Genomic DNA, 17,003 nt, shown 5'->3' with positions numbered 1-17,003 from the left:
GCATTCCTGTGGCCTCAGGGCTTTGCCCGAGGAATGTCACTGGAATACGGGTGGAGAGGCGCGAGAACAGGAAGGCGGCACCTAGTCGCCACCGCTGCAGTTCTCCTATTCCATCGGCACCGCAACGAACCGCAGATCGCCGTTTGCCGATGCGATCATCAGCTGGGCGTTGCGGCGCCCTTCCTGTTTCAGCGATTTCACCTTGGCCGCGACCGCATCCGGGGATTTCATGAACTCCTGTGCCACCTCGACGATAACGTCCCCTGGCTTCAACCCCTTTTCGGCCGAGGCGGAGCCGGCCTCCACCTCCGTCACGACGACGCCGTCGACGCTTTCGGCGATGCCGAAAGCCTTGCGTGTTTCGGGACTGAGGAGCGACAGCGACAATCCGAGCACGTTCTTCGGCATGGCCGCATCCGGCGATACCTGGCCCTGTTGGTGCTGGTCCGGCGCCGGTGTGCCCGGTGCGGGCGCTGCCTGATCGCCAGTATCCGGCTGATCCATATCGTCGTTTTCGTCGGGATCAGGGGTGATCACGCCATCCGGCGCTGCATCGCCGGATGCCGCCTGATCGCTGTCTTCGAGCCGGCCGAGCTTCACCTTGACGGTCTGCTCCTTGCCGTCGCGCAGCACCACGACGTCGACTTCTTTTCCGACCGTGCTTTCCGCCACGACGCGCGGCAGGTCGCGCATTTCATTGACCGCCTTGCCGTCGAATTTCAGAATAACGTCGCCCGCCTTGATCGAACCGTCGTCGACGGGACCGCCCTTGATGACGCCGGCGACCAGCGCGCCCTTGGCGGTGTCGAGCCCGAGACTGTCGGCGATGTCGTCGGTCACCGGCTGGATGCGCACGCCGAGCCAGCCGCGCCGCGTCTCGCCATACTGGCGCAACTGCTCGACGACGCCGGAAGCAAGTTCGGACGGTACCGAGAAGCCGATGCCGATCGAGCCGCCGCTCGGCGAGATGATCGCCGTGTTGATGCCGATCACTTCACCCTTCATGTTGAAGAGCGGCCCCCCGGAATTGCCCTTGTTGATCGCCGCATCCGTCTGGATGAAGTTGTCGTAGGGGCCGGCATTGATGTTGCGGCCGCGCCCGGAAATGATGCCGACCGTCACCGAACCGCCGAAGCCGAACGGATTGCCGATCGCCATGACCCAGTCGCCGATGCGCATCTCGCTGGAGTCGCCGAATTTCACCGATTTCAGCGGTGTCTTCGGCTCGACCTTCAACACGGAAAGATCGGTCTTCGTATCCGTGCCGATCAGCTTCGCCTTGAGCTTCGAGCCGTTGGCGAAATTGACCTCGATGTCGTCGGCGCCCTCGATCACATGGTTGTTGGTCACGATATAGCCGGCCGGATCGATGACGAAACCGGATCCAAGCGAGCTGACATTATGGTTGGGGCCCTTGTTGCCCTGCTGTTTGTTGAAGAAGTCGTTGAAGAATTCCTGGAATGGTGACCCGTCAGGGGCACGCGGCGCCGGGCCGACCCCTTCGTCATCCTTCACATTCTGCGAGGTCGAGATATTGACCACAGCATCGAGCAACCCTTCTGCGAGATCGGCAACGGAAGCCGGACCGTTGGTCGGCACGACGGTCTGAACCGGCGGCGTCTGCTGCGGCGTGGTAGATGCAGGTGGCGTGGGAGCAGCCGGAACAGGCGCGGCAACCCCGGGCGCTGCTGTTTCAGGCGTGGTTTGCGCAAAAGCAACCCCGCTCACGCCGGCTTGCGCCAGGATGGTGGCGCTGGCCAGAAGCGCGAGCGTTCGTCTGAAGGGCAAGCGAATCGTCGGGGCCATCAAGCTTCCTCATAAGGCGTAAATGCGCATATTCAGCACCAGCATAAGGCGGAATGATGGAGGGTGAAATCACCTTTTCGCGAAATCCCCGTGCAATCTGACGGACCATCACAAAAGCCCGGCCTTACCTCTTGAAATCGAAAGGGCCGGCGCTGGGCCGACCCTTTCTCGATCTTGGAGGGAAACAGATCCCGGTGCTTTCAGTTCGCCGGCTGGGCTGGCGCCGGAGCGGTTGTTCCGGGCGTTGCGGGAGCCGACGCAGCCGGGCTCGCCGGCGCGGCGCCGGCGGCGTTGTTGAAATAGCGGAAGAATTCCGAATCCGGCGACAGAACCAGCGTTGTGTCCTGCGACGAAAGCGTCGCCGCATAGGCCGCCATCGAGCGGTAAAACTCGAAGAAACCCGGGTCCCTTGAGAATGCCTCGGCGAAGACGCGGTTGCGTTCGGCATCGCCCTGGCCACGCAGGATCTCGGAGTCGCGTTGTGCGCCGGCAGTCAGCTCAACGACCTGGCGGTCGGCGATGGCGCGGCGGCGCTGGCCTTCCTCAGTGCCCTGCGCCCGCAGCAGTTCGGCCTCCGCCAGTCGCTCGGCCCGCATGCGGTTGTAGGTGCGCTCGGAAACATCCTGAGTGAGGTCCGTCCGGCTGATGCGCACGTCGTCGAGCGTGATTCCGAGCGTCTCCGCATCGGCTTGCAGTTCGTTGCGAACCTCGAGCATCATCGCCACGCGTTCCCGGGAGAGCGCGGCTTCGATGCTGCGCACGCCGTAGACCCTGCGCAAAGCGGAATCGAGGCGGGTACGAAGCCGCGCCTCTGCCGCCTCCCTGTCGCCCGAAACGGTTTCGCGGAAGCGGCGCGCGTCGTTGATACGGTAGATGAGGAAGGCATTTACCTCATAAAACGCGCCGCCGGAAACCTGGACACGGATATTGTCGAGATCGAAGCGCAGTTCCTGCTTCGGCACGTATTGCACCCTGTCGGCATCGGCAAAAGCGAAAGGCAGCTTGAAATAGATGCCAGGGTCAGTCTTGACCGACTGGATTTCACCGAAGCGAACGACGATGGCCTGTTCGCGGGCACTCACCACGAAGACCGAGGAATAGATCCCGACCAGCACGACCGCCAGGAGGATCAGAATTACCGGAAGTCTGTTCGACATGGGTCTCAGCCTCCCTGCTGCTGTTGTTGCTGCGTCGGCCTGCCGACCTCATTGAGAGGCAGATAAGGCACGGCGCCCGCCTTTTGGTCTATGATCACTTTCTTGGAACCCTTCAGCACCTGTTCCATCGTTTCCAGGAACAGCCGCTCCCGCGTCACGTCAGGAGCCTTGGAATATTCGTCGTAGATCGAAACGAAGCGTTGCGCTTCACCTTCAGCCTCCTTGACGATCCGGTCCTTATAGGCCGCTGCGGCTTCGCGGATGCGGGCCGCGTCACCGCGGGCCTGGCCGAGCTTCTGGTTGGCGTACTGGTTCGCTTCCTCCACGAGGCGCTGCTTGTCCTGATCGGCACGCTGCACTTCCTCGAAGGCATCGGCCACGTCGCGCGGCGGTGCGACGTCCTCGATCGTCACGCGGTTGATCGCAATGCCGGCGCCATAGCGATCCATCGTATCCTGGATGATATTGCGCACTTCGGTTTCGATCGGTCCGCGATTGTCACGGAAGGCATCTTGTGCCGGGCGCCGGCCGACGATTTCGCGCATGGCGCTTTCTGAAACCTGCTGCAGCGTTTCAGCCGGATTTTCGAGACGGAAAAGATAGGATTTCGGGTCATTGATCGTGTAGAGCACGGAGAACTGCACGTTGACGATGTTCTGGTCGCCGGAAAGCATCAGTCCAGCCGTCGAATTGCTGTTGTTGCGTCCGCCGATATTCTGCTGCTGCTCGGTCACCTTCACGATCTCGACCGCGTCCATCGGCCAGATGCGGAAATGCAGGCCGGGCATGGAAATCTCTTCTCTCGGCTTGCCGAAGCGCAGCTCGACGCCGCGTTCGTCCGGCTGGACAGTGTAGACGCACTGGATCAGCCAGAAAACAGCAACGATCGCCACGACGATCGCCGCCACGCCACCATTGAAACCGCCGGGAACGATATTGCGAAGCTGATCCTGACCGCGCCGGATGATGTCTTCCAGATCAGGCGGTCCGCCCTTGCCGCCACGTGGGCGGTTCGGCCCTTGGCCCCATGGTCCCTGATTGTTACCGCCGCCGCCCCAAGGGCCGCCGCCGCCATTCTGATTGCTCCAGGGCATCAAAACCTCGTTGTTCGTTAAGTCTTCCACGCATTCGGGACCGTGGGGGCTGACCGGCCGATGCGTTGGTGACCGTTATAGGTATCGCCGCACCGGCTTTCAACGCAGCGTGAGAAACTTGGTCAATTTAATTGGAAAATAGTTCGTTTTCAGGCGCGACGGCGTTCATAGACGACGTAGCGCGTGGGGTAGCTGTCCTTCTCGCCAGCGGGCACGGCGACTACCTCCCCCGCCTGCCAGACGCCCGGATCGATCGCCGGAAAAAACGCGTCGCCGTCAAGATTGGCCTCGACATGCGTAATGCACAGCCGATCGGCAAGATCGATGGCCTGAGCATAGATCTGCCCGCCGCCGATGATGCAGATTTCGCCGGCCCCGGTTTGCAGCGCCAATCTGTCGGCAGCGTCCATCGCCTCATTCAGCGAATGGGCCATGCTGACATCGGAGTGTTCGATCGCTGCTCGTCGCGAAATGACCACGTTCGGCCGCCCCGGCAGCGGCTTGCCGATCGAGTCATAAGTCTTGCGGCCCATCACGACAGGCTTGCCGAGCGTCAGCGCCTTAAAGCGCTTGAGATCGCTCGATAGCCGCCACGGCATGTCGCCTTGCCGGCCGATGGTCCCGTTGCGTGCGACGGCGGCGATGATGGTCCTGCGGATTTCGGCCATGAAAAGTCCCGGCTCAGACGGCGATCGGCGCCTTGATATTGGCATCGGCCTCATAGCCGATCAGCTCGAAATCCTCGAACCTGAACCCGAAGATATCCTTCACTTCAGGATTGATCCGCATGAAGGGCAGCGGCTTTGGCCGACGTGTCAGCTGCAGCTTCGCCTGGTCGAAATGATTGTGATAGAGATGCGCGTCGCCGAGGGTGTGGACGAAATCGCCCCCTTTGAGTCCCGTCACCTGGGCCACCATCATCGTCAAAAGCGCATAGGAGGCGATGTTGAAGGGCACGCCAAGGAAAATATCGGCGGAGCGCTGGTACAACTGGCAGGAGAGTTTGCCGTCGGCCACGTAGAACTGAAACAGGCAATGGCAGGGCGGCAGCGCCATCTGGTCGACCTCGGCCGGATTCCAGGCTGAGACGATGTGGCGGCGTGAGTTCGGATTGTTGACGATACCTTTGACGAGATTGGCGATCTGATCGATATGGCCACCGTCCGGTGCCGGCCAGGAGCGCCACTGGGCGCCGTAGACCGGCCCGAGATCGCCGTTCTCGTCGGCCCACTCATCCCAGATCGAGACGCCGTTCTCCTTGAGATAGCGGATATTCGTCTCGCCCTTCAGGAACCATAAAAGCTCGTGGATGATCGAGCGCAGATGCAGCTTCTTCGTCGTCAGGACGGGAAAGCCTTCCTCGAGATCGAAGCGCATCTGGTAGCCGAAGACCGAACGCGTGCCGGTGCCGGTGCGGTCGCCCCGGTCGGAGCCTTTTTCCATCACATGGGAGAGGAGATCGAGATATTGCTGCATGTCGCGCTGATTCCGTTTTCTCCAATTTAAGCCTTCGCTTTGAGGAAACCAATCGCAGGCGGATATTTTCCCGTTCTTTCTGCCGCCCGACATAAAGCTTTTATGACGTTTGCTCTTTCCTTGGTCGAAGGAAATCACTATATCAGCCCTGCCGGCTCTCGGGCCGGCTATGGCAATAAATGAGCGGTGTAATAAACCTATTGGACCCGGGGGCGGTACCCGGCGCCTCCACCAAAAACCGGCGGTATCAAGGCCGGCTTTTGATGGGGGCGAAATAGGATCGACAAGGGTGTAAAGATCGACTTTTTGCTCGGCATTGTACCGCCGTTATCGGGCTAAAATTGTAGTTGCAAACGACAACTATGCGGAAGCTCGTCTCGCTGCTTAATCGCGGTGTGACACTTCAATCAAAGTCCTAGTGGTTCGCACCTCTAGGCGGGGTCCGAAGGCACCTGGCAACAGAAGCCTTCACCTTCTCCCTCAGACTGAAATCATGTATGCTGATCTATGCGTGACTCGGCTCCGGACTTTCCCAAGGCGCCTGAACGTGCCATAAACCTTGTGAAAAAGACTTCAGAACCGACGAAAGACAGGAAAAGCATGGGGCAGGATCATATCCGCTACGACATTCTGGCGCAGGATGCACTTCGCGGCGTCATCCGCAAGGTTTTGGCGGAGGTAGCAACAACGGGTCGTCTGCCCGGCGACCACCACTTCTTCATCACCTTCCTCACGGGCGCCGCCGGCGTGCGCATCTCCCAGCACCTGAAGTCCAAATATCCCGAGCAGATGACTATCGTCATCCAGCATCAGTTCTGGGATCTCAAGATCACCGAAACGCATTTCGAAATTGGCCTTTCCTTCTCCGACGTTCCGGAGAAGCTGGTCATACCGTTCAATGCGATCCGCGGCTTCTATGATCCCTCGGTCAATTTCGAGCTCGAATTCGACGTGCCGCTCGCCGACGGCGAGGAACTGCCGTCCGGTGAGATCACCGCCTATCCCGTCGACGCGGCAGGAAAGCCCGATGAAGCCGCCGGCGCAAAACCGGCCGACGGCGAAGAGAAAAAACCTGGCTCCGTCGTCTCGCTCGACTCGTTCCGCAAGAAGCAGTGATTTCAAAGGGAGAGCCTCCCTTTTTCATAAGGATCAAGCCTCGCGCATGAGCGCCGAAATCATCAATCTGCGCCAGTTTCGCAAAAAGCAGGCCCGCTCCGAAAAGGAGAAGCAGGCCGAGCAGAACCGTATTTCCTTCGGCCGCACCAAGGCCGAAAAGCAGCTCACCCGCACTCTGAACGAGAAGGCCGACAAGGCTCACCGCGATGGCCGGATCGAGACGGATGACGACGGCGCATGAAGCTTCACGCAAAGCTTGAAGAGCCGGAAACGAATCGGCGATCAGCCACTTGCGCGATTTCCTTGAATCGATCCTCCAAGCCGATTGCGATGTGAACCGGCTGATGATCCGCAAGCACTCGGCGACACTGCATGGCCATCGCACCAGCTTTTCGCTGGAAGATGAATTCTGGGCCGAGCTGAAGACGATTGCGGCAAGCCGTTCCATGTCACTTGCCGCCCTGATTTCCGAGATCGACGACCACCGCCCCCCGGACAGCAACCTATCCTCAGCGCTGCGGCTCCATGTGCTTTCGTGGGCGAAGGCCGGCTGTGGCGGCCGGCTGTGACGCCGGGAAAATAAAAATCTGAAATATCAGGCGACGCAAACCCCACGCGTCTTCATTGCGCCTGAATGCCCGGCAGATGGTCGAAATCAAGCTGACCGGGCTGCATCTGCCCGGAGCGCCGGGCCGCCTCCGCCTCGGCGGCCGCCCTCGCCTGCGCATCAGCCTTGGCTTTTGCCTCCGCACGTGCGGCCTCCGCCTCGGCAGCAGCCTTCTGCGCAGCCGCCTCCTGCGCCAGTCTTCGCAGCCGCTCTTCCTCCGCCTGCCGTTGCCGTTCGATTTCCGCCGCTCTGACGCGCTCGGCGTCATTGAAACGATAGAGCGCCACCTCACGGCGCAGGCGCTGCTTTTCGAGCACGATTGCCTGCAGCCGCTCGACTCGCCGCCGCTCGCGCTCAAAAGCACGCAGCGACAGGTAGCTGGTGATATCGGTCACGTCCATCGTCTTGCCGGGTGACGGCAACATGCCGGAAAAGTTCAGCCGCAGCGCCGGTTCGACACCAGGAAGCGCCTCCGCGCCTGGATTGAGGCCGATACCGACCGTCGCGCTGATCCGCTGCTCCGGCAAGGCGATCTGCGCGTCGGCGGTAACCCGGGCCAGATCGTTGGCCGCGGTCACATTCTGCACCCTGAGCGTCCCGTCGGTGACGTTGAAGGGTATTCCGAGCGGCGGCAGCTTCGCCTCGCCGTTGTTGAGCAACGTCTCGACGATCGGATGCACCTTGCCGGCGTTGATCTGTTCCTGCATTGGGTCGGTGGCGGCAAGCAGCGGCGGAAGAATGGCAAGGTTCAGTCCGCGTATGCTCATATCGCCGAGTCTCAGCTCCCCCGAACCATTGAGCGAGCTGGCGATCTCACTGATCGTCTTGCCCGAGGCCTCCATCGACAGCGACAATCCGAACTTGCCGTTGGCGACCGGTGCGCCGTCACGCAGCCAGATGACCCCGGCGAGATCGGAATCGGCAAGCGCCAGCTTCGTCTGCAGGAAACCGGTGCCGTCGGCATTGGTGAAGAGAAGATTGCCGGTGAGCTTGCCGCCTTCCCAGTTGCCGGCCATGTCGTTGAGCTGCAACTCATCGCCCTTATAGGCGACGTTGCTGGTGAAATCGGACACGGCTGTTTCCGGCAGGCCGGGCCAGAATTCCTTAGCCGACAGCTTCACCCTGACATCCAGATCCTTGAAGGTGGGCAGGCCCAGCGGCGCCTTCGACAGCGTGCCGCTGGCGGGATCGACGATCTGGCCGAACACCGCCTCGCCGAGCCAGCCGGCATCTGCCTTGGCAAGCGTCAGCTCGCCGCTCGCCGTTGTCTTCGCAGCCTTGCGATCGAAGGTCAGCGCACCGGAAAACGCGTTTTCGGCCGCATGTCCCTTGAGATCGGACAAAACGATCTTGTCGCTATCGACGGCGGCATTGACCTGCAGGCCGAGCGGCAACCCCGTTCCGGTCTGCGGCAGGGCAATACCGTTCATGATAAGATAGGGGTCGATATCGGCGCTGTCGAGCGAAAGCGCGATCTGGCCATTCATGAAGCTCTCCGGCCGCACGTCAACCTTGCCCTTTGCGGTAAACGAGGTCCGGTCGGTCGCAAAGGTCAGCGCCGCATCGGCAGGATCGTTGCCCGACGCCTTAACCTTGAGGGTCAGGCGGCCATTCGCGCCGACATCGACCGGCAGCGGGTCGAGCCCGGCCTGACCGAACAGGATTGATGGCACGGCGTTTTCGAGCGTCGCCTCAAGGCTCGTCGTGCCGTTGCCGGTCAGCGCCAGGAGATCGGACATGCGGTAATCGAGGTTGACCCGGCTGCCGTTCGAGACGCCGGCCAGCGTCACTGTCATCGCATCGCCCTCGTCGCCGCCGAGCGTCAGCGCACCGCGCAACGCCGTATTGCCGTACCAGCCGGCATTGCGCACCAGCCGGTCGAGCACGGGATGGTGCGGAAGATGCTCGCGCAGCATGGTGAAGAAACCGCCGGGATCGGCCGATTTGAAGGTGATCTCACCCGCACCCTTATAGTCGAGCAGCGAGCCTTCGGCCCGGCCGGTCGCCGTCAGCTCGGCGCCCGCGAGATTCTTGACTGACAGCCGGTCGACCGCAAGCGCCCCGTCGGCAATCGTGAAGGTGGTCTCGACATTCTCGGCATCAACCCCGAAGGCGGTGAACCTGTCGGCCCTGAGCTGCGCGGCGATCTTATGGTCGAGGACATTGTCGCCGCTCTCCTGCCCGGTCGCGAGACCGGCCAGCGCCTGCAGCGCGTCAAGATCGAGCGTGTCGCCATTCAGCGCCACTGACAGGGTCGGCGTCTGGCCGGAGATCGCCTGCCGCTCCAGCCGGCCCTTCAGCGTCGCCGATCCGATGGCGATTTCGAGATTTTCGAAACGCTGCAATTCATGAGTCAGGCTGACATTGGCGGAAAAACCCGCCTGCCGCAATTGGCGGATGGCCGGGTCGACCGAGCCGGCCAGCCAGGAGGCTAGCCCCGTTGGCTGGTTCGAGGCAACCACGATCTGGCCGTTGAACGAGGGTTCTCCCTGAAGCAGGAGCTTGCCCTTGCCTTCCACCTGCGTGCGCCCTGGCAGCGTGCCGACGGCGCTGTCGATCATCCAGCCGGTACCGGCCGGCTCCAGCTCCAGTTGCACATCGCGTAGCGTTGTGTCGCCGGCAACGATGGCCGGCAGTTTGACGCTTGCCTTGCCGGGCACCTGCGGGATCGGCACCTGCGCGACGATATCGATCAGAGAATTCAACCGTTGGCGCGCCGAAACCGCGGCATCCCGCGTCGTCTTGCCGGCCGCGCCCTGATTGCCGATGCGGTTCACGTCTATCTGCTGCCCGTCGGCGGTCAACAAGAACTCAGGCGCGTTGCCGGTATCGAGTGTCGCCTCCCCGGTTATCACATAGGGATCGTCCGTCGGGCCGATCTCCATCCGGTATTCGGGAATGCGGATACGTTCGTTGGTAAGCTCGAAGCGACCCTTGAGCCTCGGCGGCTGCTCGTTCTTGTTGGCCGACCTGGCGCTGTTGCGGTTTTCGATCGCCGCCGAAAGCTGGCCCTGATAGTTCGGCTTGCGGTCGACCAGCTTCAGTTCGCCGTCGAGATCGATACTGACCGGATGTTTGTCCGGCGACAGCTTCGTGCGCATGCGCAGCACGCCCTTCTCGTCCGGCTGGCTGCTCGAAATCGAGAAATTGCCGTGTTCGCCGTCAAGGGCCGCATCGCCCTCGATGCGCCAGGGGCCGGCGAGCGATTTGGCCGACATCTCCGCATTCAGGCCAGTGATACGGCGCGCCCGGCCCGACTGGTCGTCAAGGAAATCGACTTCGCCGCCGCTGACATGCACATTTTCGAGAACGACTGTTTTGGCCGGTATTTCGGCGCGGCTGCCGCGCATCCAGTCGAGTGTGCCGTCCTTGAGCAATCTGAGGCGCACCTTCGGATTGACGACGCGCATATCAAAGATCAGCGCCTCGCCCGACAGGAAAGGCGCAAGCTCGGCATCCATGGAAAATTGTTCGACCTTGACGATCGGCGTGCCGTCAGCCTCCTGCCCGACACGCACGTCATGCAGCGTCACCGACGGAAACGGCAACAGACGGGCATCCACCGTGCCGTGGACGGTGACTTTCTTACCGATGATGCGGCTTGCCTGATCCTCGAAGTTCTTCCGGAAATCCGTCCAGTCGATGAATAGCGGCGCAAGCAGCGCCACAAACAGCACTACGACGATCACTCCCCCCAGAAAGACGAGGAACCGGCCTACCAATGCAAGGATTCTCCATTCGGGATTGTGTTGCCGACACTGTTCAGGGTTCTGTTGTCGACACTAGCGCTATTCATGCGATGGGCAAGGCCCAAGTTCATGAGAATATTCCGTTTTCAGCCTTGGTGGAAAATCTTGCCCGGATTGAAGATGCCGTCCGGATCGAGCGCCTGCTTCACCTGTCGCATCAGATCCACCGAGCCTCCGAGCTCCTGCTCCAGAAAGGCCATCTTGCCTTGCCCGATGCCGTGCTCCCCGGTGCATGTTCCGTCCATATCGAGTGCCCGGCGGTTGAGCCGCTCAACGAAGCTCTCGGCCCTGGCTATGTCTCCGGCGCTTTTGTCGTCGAACAACAGCAGCACATGGAAATTCCCGTCGCCGGCGTGGCCGACGATAGGGCCGAGCAGCCCATGTTCCTCGATATCCGCCTGCGTTTCGGAAACGCAATCGGCAAGCCTCGATATCGGAACACAAACATCGGTCGAAAGTGCGGCAAGCCCCGGCGCCAGCGCCCTCGCGGAAAAGTATGCGTTATGACGCGCCTTCCAGAGCTTGGTCCGCTCCTCGGCATTGGCGGTCCACAGAAACTCGCTCCCGCCACATTCAGCCGCAATCTCGGCGAAGGCTGCCGATTGCAGCGGCACGGTCTCGTCTGTGCCGTGGAATTCAAGGAAAAGCGTCGGGCTTTCGGCATAAGACAGCCCGGAATAGGCGTTGCACGCCCGCATCTGCACAGCATCGAGCAGCTCGATGCGCGCCACCGGAATGCCCATCTGGATCGTCATGATGACGGCATCGCAGGCCGCCTTGATGCTCGGAAAGGCGCAGACGCCGCCGGCAATCTTCTGCGGGATCGCCTGCAGGCGCAGCGTCACCGAGGTCAATATGCCGAGCGTGCCCTCGGCGCCGACAAAGAGCCGCGTCAGGTCATAGCCGGCCGAAGACTTGCGGGCGCGCCGCGCCGTGCGGATCTCCTCACCATTGGCGGTGACTGCCGTGACGGCAAGCACATTGTCCTTCATCGTGCCGTAGCGCACCGCATTGGTGCCGGAGGCCCGCGTCGACGCCATGCCGCCGATCGAGGCATTGGCGCCGGGATCGATCGGAAAGAACAGGCCGGTATCGCGCAGATTGATGTTCAGGGCCTCGCGGGTAATACCGGGTTCGACCGTACAGTCGAGATCCTCTGGATTGACCTCAAGCACCCGGTTCATGCGGCTGAAATCGATCGAAATACCGCCGTTGACGGCATTGACCTGACCTTCCAGCGAGGAACCAGTGCCGAAACCGATCACCGGCACCCTGTGCGCTGCACAGGCCCTGACCGCCATCTTCACATCGTCGGCGCTTTCGGCAAAGAGAACGCCGTCGGGCAGTTGCGGCGGGATATAGGTGGTCGTATGGGCGTGCTGTTCACGGAAGGACTGGCCGGTTTGGAAACGCTCGCCGAAGCTCTGCTTGAGAATACCGAGCACAGCCGATATCCCCGCCTCGTTGCGTGTTCCAGTCTTTGCGTCCTTCAGCGCCATCCCATTGATCTCCCTGCCATTCCGCGTGGACGAGACCGCGTCCCGCAGACTACTGCGCAGCACGTCCGTTCAGACGTACATCGACGCTGTAGAACTTTAAAATTGCTGCATAATTTCGTCTTGCATCGATTCCGATTTAAGGAGATATGCGGCAGGCTCGGTATGGGGCAAGTCAAAGCGGCTGTCCAGTTAAGATTGGGAAAAGATTTCACTCCCCTTTTATTGCAGACCCGGGGCCATGGACAGGCCGGCCCGCGGCCGCCTCAGATGATTGGTGGATTGAGGAGCGCAAAGCCCTGCTGCCGTCGATAGGGGAAATAGGGATAAGGCGCCGTCACCGCGCTGACGGCATCGAGTCTATCGATCTGCTCCTTCGAAAGGTTCCAGCCGACCGAACCGAGGTTCTGCCGCAACTGCTCCTCGTTGCGCGCGCCTATAATGACGCTCGATACGGTCGGCCGGCCGAGCAGCCAGTTAATGGCGATTTGCGGCACCGTTTTTCCGGTCTCGGCGGCAATGGCATCGAGGACCTCGACGATGTCGAACAGCTTCTCGTCGTCGACAGGCGGCCCGTATTGCGCCGTCTCGTGCAATCGGCTGGCGGCTGGCAGCGGCTCACCGCGGCGGATCTTGCCGGTAAGCCGCCCCCAGGCGAGCGGGCTCCATACGAGGGCACCGACGCCCTGATCGGCGCCGAGCGGCATCAGCTCCCATTCATAGTCGCGACCCGCCAGCGAATAATAGACCTGATGGGCAACATAACGCGGATGGCCCCAGCGCTCGGCCGCCGCGAGCGACTTCATCAGCTCCCAGCCGGAAAAATTCGAGACGCCGAAATAGCGGATCTTGCCTGCGGCGACGAGGCTGTCGAGCGTCGACAGCACCTCCTCGACCGGGGTCGAGGCATCAAAGGCGTGAAGCTGCAAAAGGTCGATATAATCGGTCCGGAGCCGACGCAGCGCATCCTCCGTCGCCCGGATCAGCCGCGCCCGCGACGTGCCCCAGTCCTGCGGCCCCTCGCCCATCGGCAGCGCGGTCTTGGTCGAGATCAGCACTGCGTTGCGCCGGCCGCGGATCGCCTGGCCGAGCACCTCTTCGGAAGCGCCGGCCGAATAAACATCGGCCGTATCGAAGAGATTGACGCCGGCCTCGAGGCAGATGTCGACGAACCGCCGAGCCTCTTCGGCATCGGTATTACCCCAGGCGCCGAACAGCGGACCGCTGCCGCCGAACGTGCCCGCGCCGAAGCTTAGGACCGGCACTCTGAGGCCGGATGCGCCGAGATTTCTGTACTCCATCGATCTGTCTCCTGTGTTTCATATGAGATAGATCCGGCATTTCCGTTGATATAGATTGCCAACCAGAACATCATCTGTGACTTGAATTCATAATGGGCCGTCAGGACATCAACCGCTCGGGCGAAATGGAAGTCTTCGTCAGTGTCGTCGAGCGCGGCGGCTTTTCCGCAGCCGCCACGGCGCGGCGCATGACGCCGTCGGCGGTCAGCAAACTCATCGCCCGGCTGGAGGCGCGCCTCGGCGCCCGCCTCGTCAACCGCTCGACCCGCAAGCTGCAGCTGACGCCGGAGGGCTGCGCCTTTTATGAGCGCAGCATCGCCATCCTTGCCGATATCGCCGAGGCCGAACGCCAGGCTTCGTCAGGCGAACAGGCCTCGGGCCGCATCCGCATCAACACCAGCGCCTCCTTCGGTAATCATGTGCTGGCGCCGCTCGTGCCTGCCTTCATGGCGCTTCATCCCGCCGTTACGCTCGATATCACCCACACCGACAGGATCGTCGACCTGATGGAAGAGCGCGCCGACGTTGCGATCCGCACCGGCCCCCTGAAGAACTCTAGCCTGATCGCCCGCAAGCTCGGCACCACTAGCAAGCTCATTGTCGTTTCGCCCGATTATATCAGCCGTCATGGCGAACCGCGCAGCGTCGCCGATCTCAGCCGCCATTGCCGCATCGGCTTTTCCTACGCCCGCGCCGTCGAGGGTTGGCCGCTGCGCGAGAACGGCGAAACGGTGTCCGTGCCGATCACGCCGGGCGTGCAGGTTGGAGACGGGGAAGCCATGCGCCATCTCGCGCTCTCTGGCGCAGGTCTTGCGCGGCTGGCCGCCTTCACCGTGCGCGCCGATATCGATGCCGGCCGGCTGGTGCCGGTACTGGAAGCCGCCAATCCCGGCGATATCGAAGAATTCTATGCCGTCTATATGGGACAGGGCGGACCGCTGTCGGCGCGTGTGCGCGCCCTGCTCGATTTCCTCGTCCAGCATGTTCGACTCAGATGAGATAGCAAGGACTTGATGCGGCGGCTTGAATCAAATTCGCATGCTGCCTCGCCGGAAGCCAGATTTCGCAATTGACCGCGCTCGCGGCGCCCGCCTATACCGAAGTAGCACCGACCGGCCCTTGAGCCGGCCTCTCTTCGTCATGCCGGAGCTTCCTCCCATCTTCAGCCTCAGGGCTTGGCACCGGCCCAGAAACATACGGGGATTCATGCCACTCAGCCACGCGCACCGCCTGCTGCGGGATGCCGGCCTGCCGAAATGGGCGTTGCTGCTCGCGCTTTCCACAGCCTTCACCATCTTCCTCGAACTCTTGGCCCTGCCCGCCTCGCTGCTGATCGGGCCGATGGTCGCGGCCATCGTGCTGGCGCTGACCGTCGGCAAGGGAAAGCTTCGCGTGCCGCTTCTGCCGCTGCAGTTCGGCCAAGTCCTCGTCGGCCTGATGATGGCGCGCACCATGACCCCTGATATTCTCGGCACGATGGCGAAGGACGCGCCGATCTTCCTGCTGTTCATCTTCTCGGTCATCGCCATCGCCACCGGCCTCGGCTGGCTCTTGACGCGCTGGCAGGTGCTGCCAGGAACGACTGCCGTCTGGGGCTCCTCGCCGGGCGGCGCTTCCGCCATGGTCATCATGTCCGAAGCCTATGGCGCCGATGCCCGCCTCGTCGCCTTCATGCAATATCTGCGCGTCGTCTTCGTCGCCGTCGGCGCATCGGTGGTATCGCGGCTGTGGGTGGCGGCCGATGGCGGCGAGCCACCGCCGCTCGTCCTCATTCCCCCGGTAGACTGGCCAGCCTTTGCCGCGACGATCGCCTTTACCGGCTTTTGCGCCCATGGCGTGCGGCGCCTGCGCATACAGGGAGGCATGATCATCGTGCCGCTCTTTCTCGGCGCCTTCCTGCAGGGCGTTGGCCTTTTGAAGATCGAGCTGCCGATGTGGCTGCTTGCCACCGCCTATGCGCTCGTCGGCTGGAGCATCGGCCTGCGTTTCACCCGCTCGATCATCAGCCATGTGGCGCGCGCCCTGCCGCGGGTCGCGGCCTGCATTGTGCTGCTGATGGCGCTCTGCGGCTGCATGGCAGCGGCACTGCACGTCTTCGCCGGCATCGATCCGCTGACCGCCTATCTCGCCACCAGCCCCGGCGGCGCCGATTCCGTCGCCATCATCGCCGCATCAAGCGATGTCGACGTGCCCTTCGTCATGGCCATGCAGACCGGCCGTTTCCTGGTCATTCTGCTGATCGGGCCGGCGCTTGCCCGCTTTATCGCGCGCCGTTCCGGCCTTGCTGAAAACCCCGCCTAAGCATCGTCCACTGCCCAGGGGTGATGCCATAGGCTTTCTTGAAATGGCGATTGAAATGCGCCTGGTCGGCAAAGCCCGTCGCAGCCGCCACATCGGCAAAACCTTCGTCGTCACCCATCCGCGCCCTCGCCTGCTGCAGGCGCCGCATCAGCATGTAACGGTGTGGGCTGGTGGCAAAGGCCGTGCGGAAATGCCGTGACAGCGTGAAGCGGTCGAGCCCGGTAATCCTCTCCAGCTCGCCCGAGCGTACGGGCCGCAGCGCATGCGCTTCCAGATAATCGCGCGCCGCCCGCACCTGCCGCCAGGCGACTGCGCCCAATGCCCGGCGACGCATCTGCGAATGCCGCGACAGGCCGCCGGCAACACGGCTGACGAAATCATCGACAAAAAGCTCGTCCAACTCGCGATCAAGTTCGCCGAGCGCGCTCAGAAGCACCTTCGCCAAGGCCTCGTCGCCGATGACCGGCTGCTCGACGAAGGGAAGCCCGACCTTCTCCGCCTCCAGGCATTCCATCAGCAGCGAGGGCTCCAGGTAGAGCATGCGGTAGTGCAGCCCAGCCTCGGTCGCCGCCCCGCCGTCATGCTCTTCGTCGGGATGCAAAACGATCACCTGCCCCGGCAGGCTGAAGCGCCGCTCGCCGCGATAGGTGAAGGCCTGGATGCCGTGCAGCGTGACACCGAGCGCATAGGTATCGTGCCGGTGCGGCTCGAAGACATTGCCGGAAAACTGCGCCTCGATACGCTCGATGCCGGGAAAGGCGGGCGCAGTCAGGATGCCGCTGCCGGCGGGCGCAGCCGGCATGTCGCTACCGCCCTGCGGCTCGCACAAACGTTCAAGACCCTCGAAGGCCTGCGGCGTTAGATCCTGGCTCAACGTGTTTAGATACCCTGATGAGAGAG

Annotated in this window: 14 protein-coding genes and 1 other RNA gene; 6 read left to right on the top strand and 9 right to left on the bottom strand. The window is 62.2% G+C overall.

Annotated features, from left to right (window positions below):
• Positions 1 to 105: 105 nt before the first annotated feature.
• From CO660_RS06135 to CO660_RS06115, 5 genes are all read right to left on the bottom strand, one after another.
• Complete coding sequence (locus tag CO660_RS06135) at positions 106 to 1,806, bottom strand: DegQ family serine endoprotease (RefSeq protein WP_097597993.1); 1,701 nt, start codon at positions 1,804 to 1,806, stop codon at positions 106 to 108.
• Between the two features lie 200 nt (positions 1,807 to 2,006).
• Complete coding sequence (locus tag CO660_RS06130) at positions 2,007 to 2,963, bottom strand: protease modulator HflC (RefSeq protein ID WP_085778739.1); 957 nt, start codon at positions 2,961 to 2,963, stop codon at positions 2,007 to 2,009.
• 5 nt (positions 2,964 to 2,968) lie between these two features.
• The gene (gene hflK / locus CO660_RS06125; protein WP_011426043.1) at positions 2,969 to 4,057 is read right to left on the bottom strand and encodes an FtsH protease activity modulator HflK; all 1,089 of its coding nucleotides are present in this window, start codon (positions 4,055 to 4,057) and stop codon (positions 2,969 to 2,971) included.
• A 149-nt stretch (positions 4,058 to 4,206) separates the two neighbouring features.
• Entirely contained in the window at positions 4,207 to 4,725 is a 519-nt protein-coding gene (locus tag CO660_RS06120) for a dihydrofolate reductase (protein ID WP_097597992.1), read from the bottom strand.
• Between the two features lie 13 nt (positions 4,726 to 4,738).
• The gene (locus tag CO660_RS06115; RefSeq protein WP_097597991.1) at positions 4,739 to 5,533 is read right to left on the bottom strand and encodes a thymidylate synthase; all 795 of its coding nucleotides are present in this window, start codon (positions 5,531 to 5,533) and stop codon (positions 4,739 to 4,741) included.
• A gap of 111 nt (positions 5,534 to 5,644) precedes the next feature.
• On the opposite strand from CO660_RS06115, the gene ssrA reads away from it, so the two are divergent.
• From ssrA to CO660_RS06095, 4 genes are all read left to right on the top strand, one after another.
• Positions 5,645 to 6,006, top strand: a transfer-messenger RNA (tmRNA) gene (gene ssrA, locus CO660_RS06110).
• Positions 6,007 to 6,133: 127 nt separating this feature from the next.
• Positions 6,134 to 6,649: an SspB family protein gene (locus CO660_RS06105; protein WP_064803733.1), complete on the top strand. Its 516-nt coding sequence runs from the start codon at positions 6,134 to 6,136 to the stop codon at positions 6,647 to 6,649.
• A 46-nt stretch (positions 6,650 to 6,695) separates the two neighbouring features.
• Positions 6,696 to 6,890, top strand: coding sequence for a DUF4169 family protein (locus CO660_RS06100; protein WP_085778743.1), 195 nt, complete (start codon positions 6,696 to 6,698; stop codon positions 6,888 to 6,890).
• Positions 6,891 to 6,993: 103 nt separating this feature from the next.
• Positions 6,994 to 7,218: a ribbon-helix-helix domain-containing protein gene (locus CO660_RS06095; RefSeq protein ID WP_097598120.1), complete on the top strand. Its 225-nt coding sequence runs from the start codon at positions 6,994 to 6,996 to the stop codon at positions 7,216 to 7,218.
• A 52-nt stretch (positions 7,219 to 7,270) separates the two neighbouring features.
• Here CO660_RS06095 and CO660_RS06090 read toward each other — a convergent pair whose 3' ends face one another.
• From CO660_RS06090 to CO660_RS06080, 3 genes are all read right to left on the bottom strand, one after another.
• A complete protein-coding gene (locus CO660_RS06090) occupies positions 7,271 to 10,978 on the bottom strand; it encodes an AsmA-like C-terminal region-containing protein (RefSeq protein WP_097597990.1) in 3,708 nt (1,235 codons plus the stop codon).
• Between the two features lie 113 nt (positions 10,979 to 11,091).
• A complete protein-coding gene (locus CO660_RS06085; RefSeq protein WP_097597989.1) occupies positions 11,092 to 12,504 on the bottom strand; it encodes an FAD-linked oxidase C-terminal domain-containing protein in 1,413 nt (470 codons plus the stop codon).
• A gap of 263 nt (positions 12,505 to 12,767) precedes the next feature.
• Positions 12,768 to 13,802, bottom strand: coding sequence for an aldo/keto reductase (locus CO660_RS06080; protein ID WP_097597988.1), 1,035 nt, complete (start codon positions 13,800 to 13,802; stop codon positions 12,768 to 12,770).
• Positions 13,803 to 13,894: 92 nt separating this feature from the next.
• Here CO660_RS06080 and CO660_RS06075 point away from each other — a divergent pair, with 92 nt between their 5' ends.
• The gene (locus tag CO660_RS06075; protein WP_097597987.1) at positions 13,895 to 14,800 is read left to right on the top strand and encodes a LysR family transcriptional regulator; all 906 of its coding nucleotides are present in this window, start codon (positions 13,895 to 13,897) and stop codon (positions 14,798 to 14,800) included.
• 208 nt (positions 14,801 to 15,008) lie between these two features.
• Positions 15,009 to 16,103, top strand: coding sequence for an AbrB family transcriptional regulator (locus CO660_RS06070; RefSeq protein ID WP_097597986.1), 1,095 nt, complete (start codon positions 15,009 to 15,011; stop codon positions 16,101 to 16,103).
• On the opposite strand, the gene CO660_RS06065 is transcribed toward CO660_RS06070, so the two are convergent.
• Positions 16,063 to 16,977 carry an AraC family transcriptional regulator gene (locus CO660_RS06065; RefSeq protein ID WP_097597985.1) on the bottom strand — a complete coding sequence of 305 codons (915 nt, stop codon included), beginning with the start codon at positions 16,975 to 16,977 and terminating at the stop codon, positions 16,063 to 16,065. The two genes, CO660_RS06070 and CO660_RS06065, sit on opposite strands and share 41 nt — an antisense overlap.
• Positions 16,978 to 17,003 lie beyond the last annotated feature (26 nt).

Origin of the sequence: Rhizobium sp. L9 (genome assembly GCF_002531885.1) — a bacterium.
Lineage (GTDB): Bacteria > Pseudomonadota > Alphaproteobacteria > Rhizobiales > Rhizobiaceae > Rhizobium.
The sequence above is the reverse complement of the archived record's forward strand: the minus strand, read 5'-3'. Positions and strand labels throughout refer to the sequence as shown.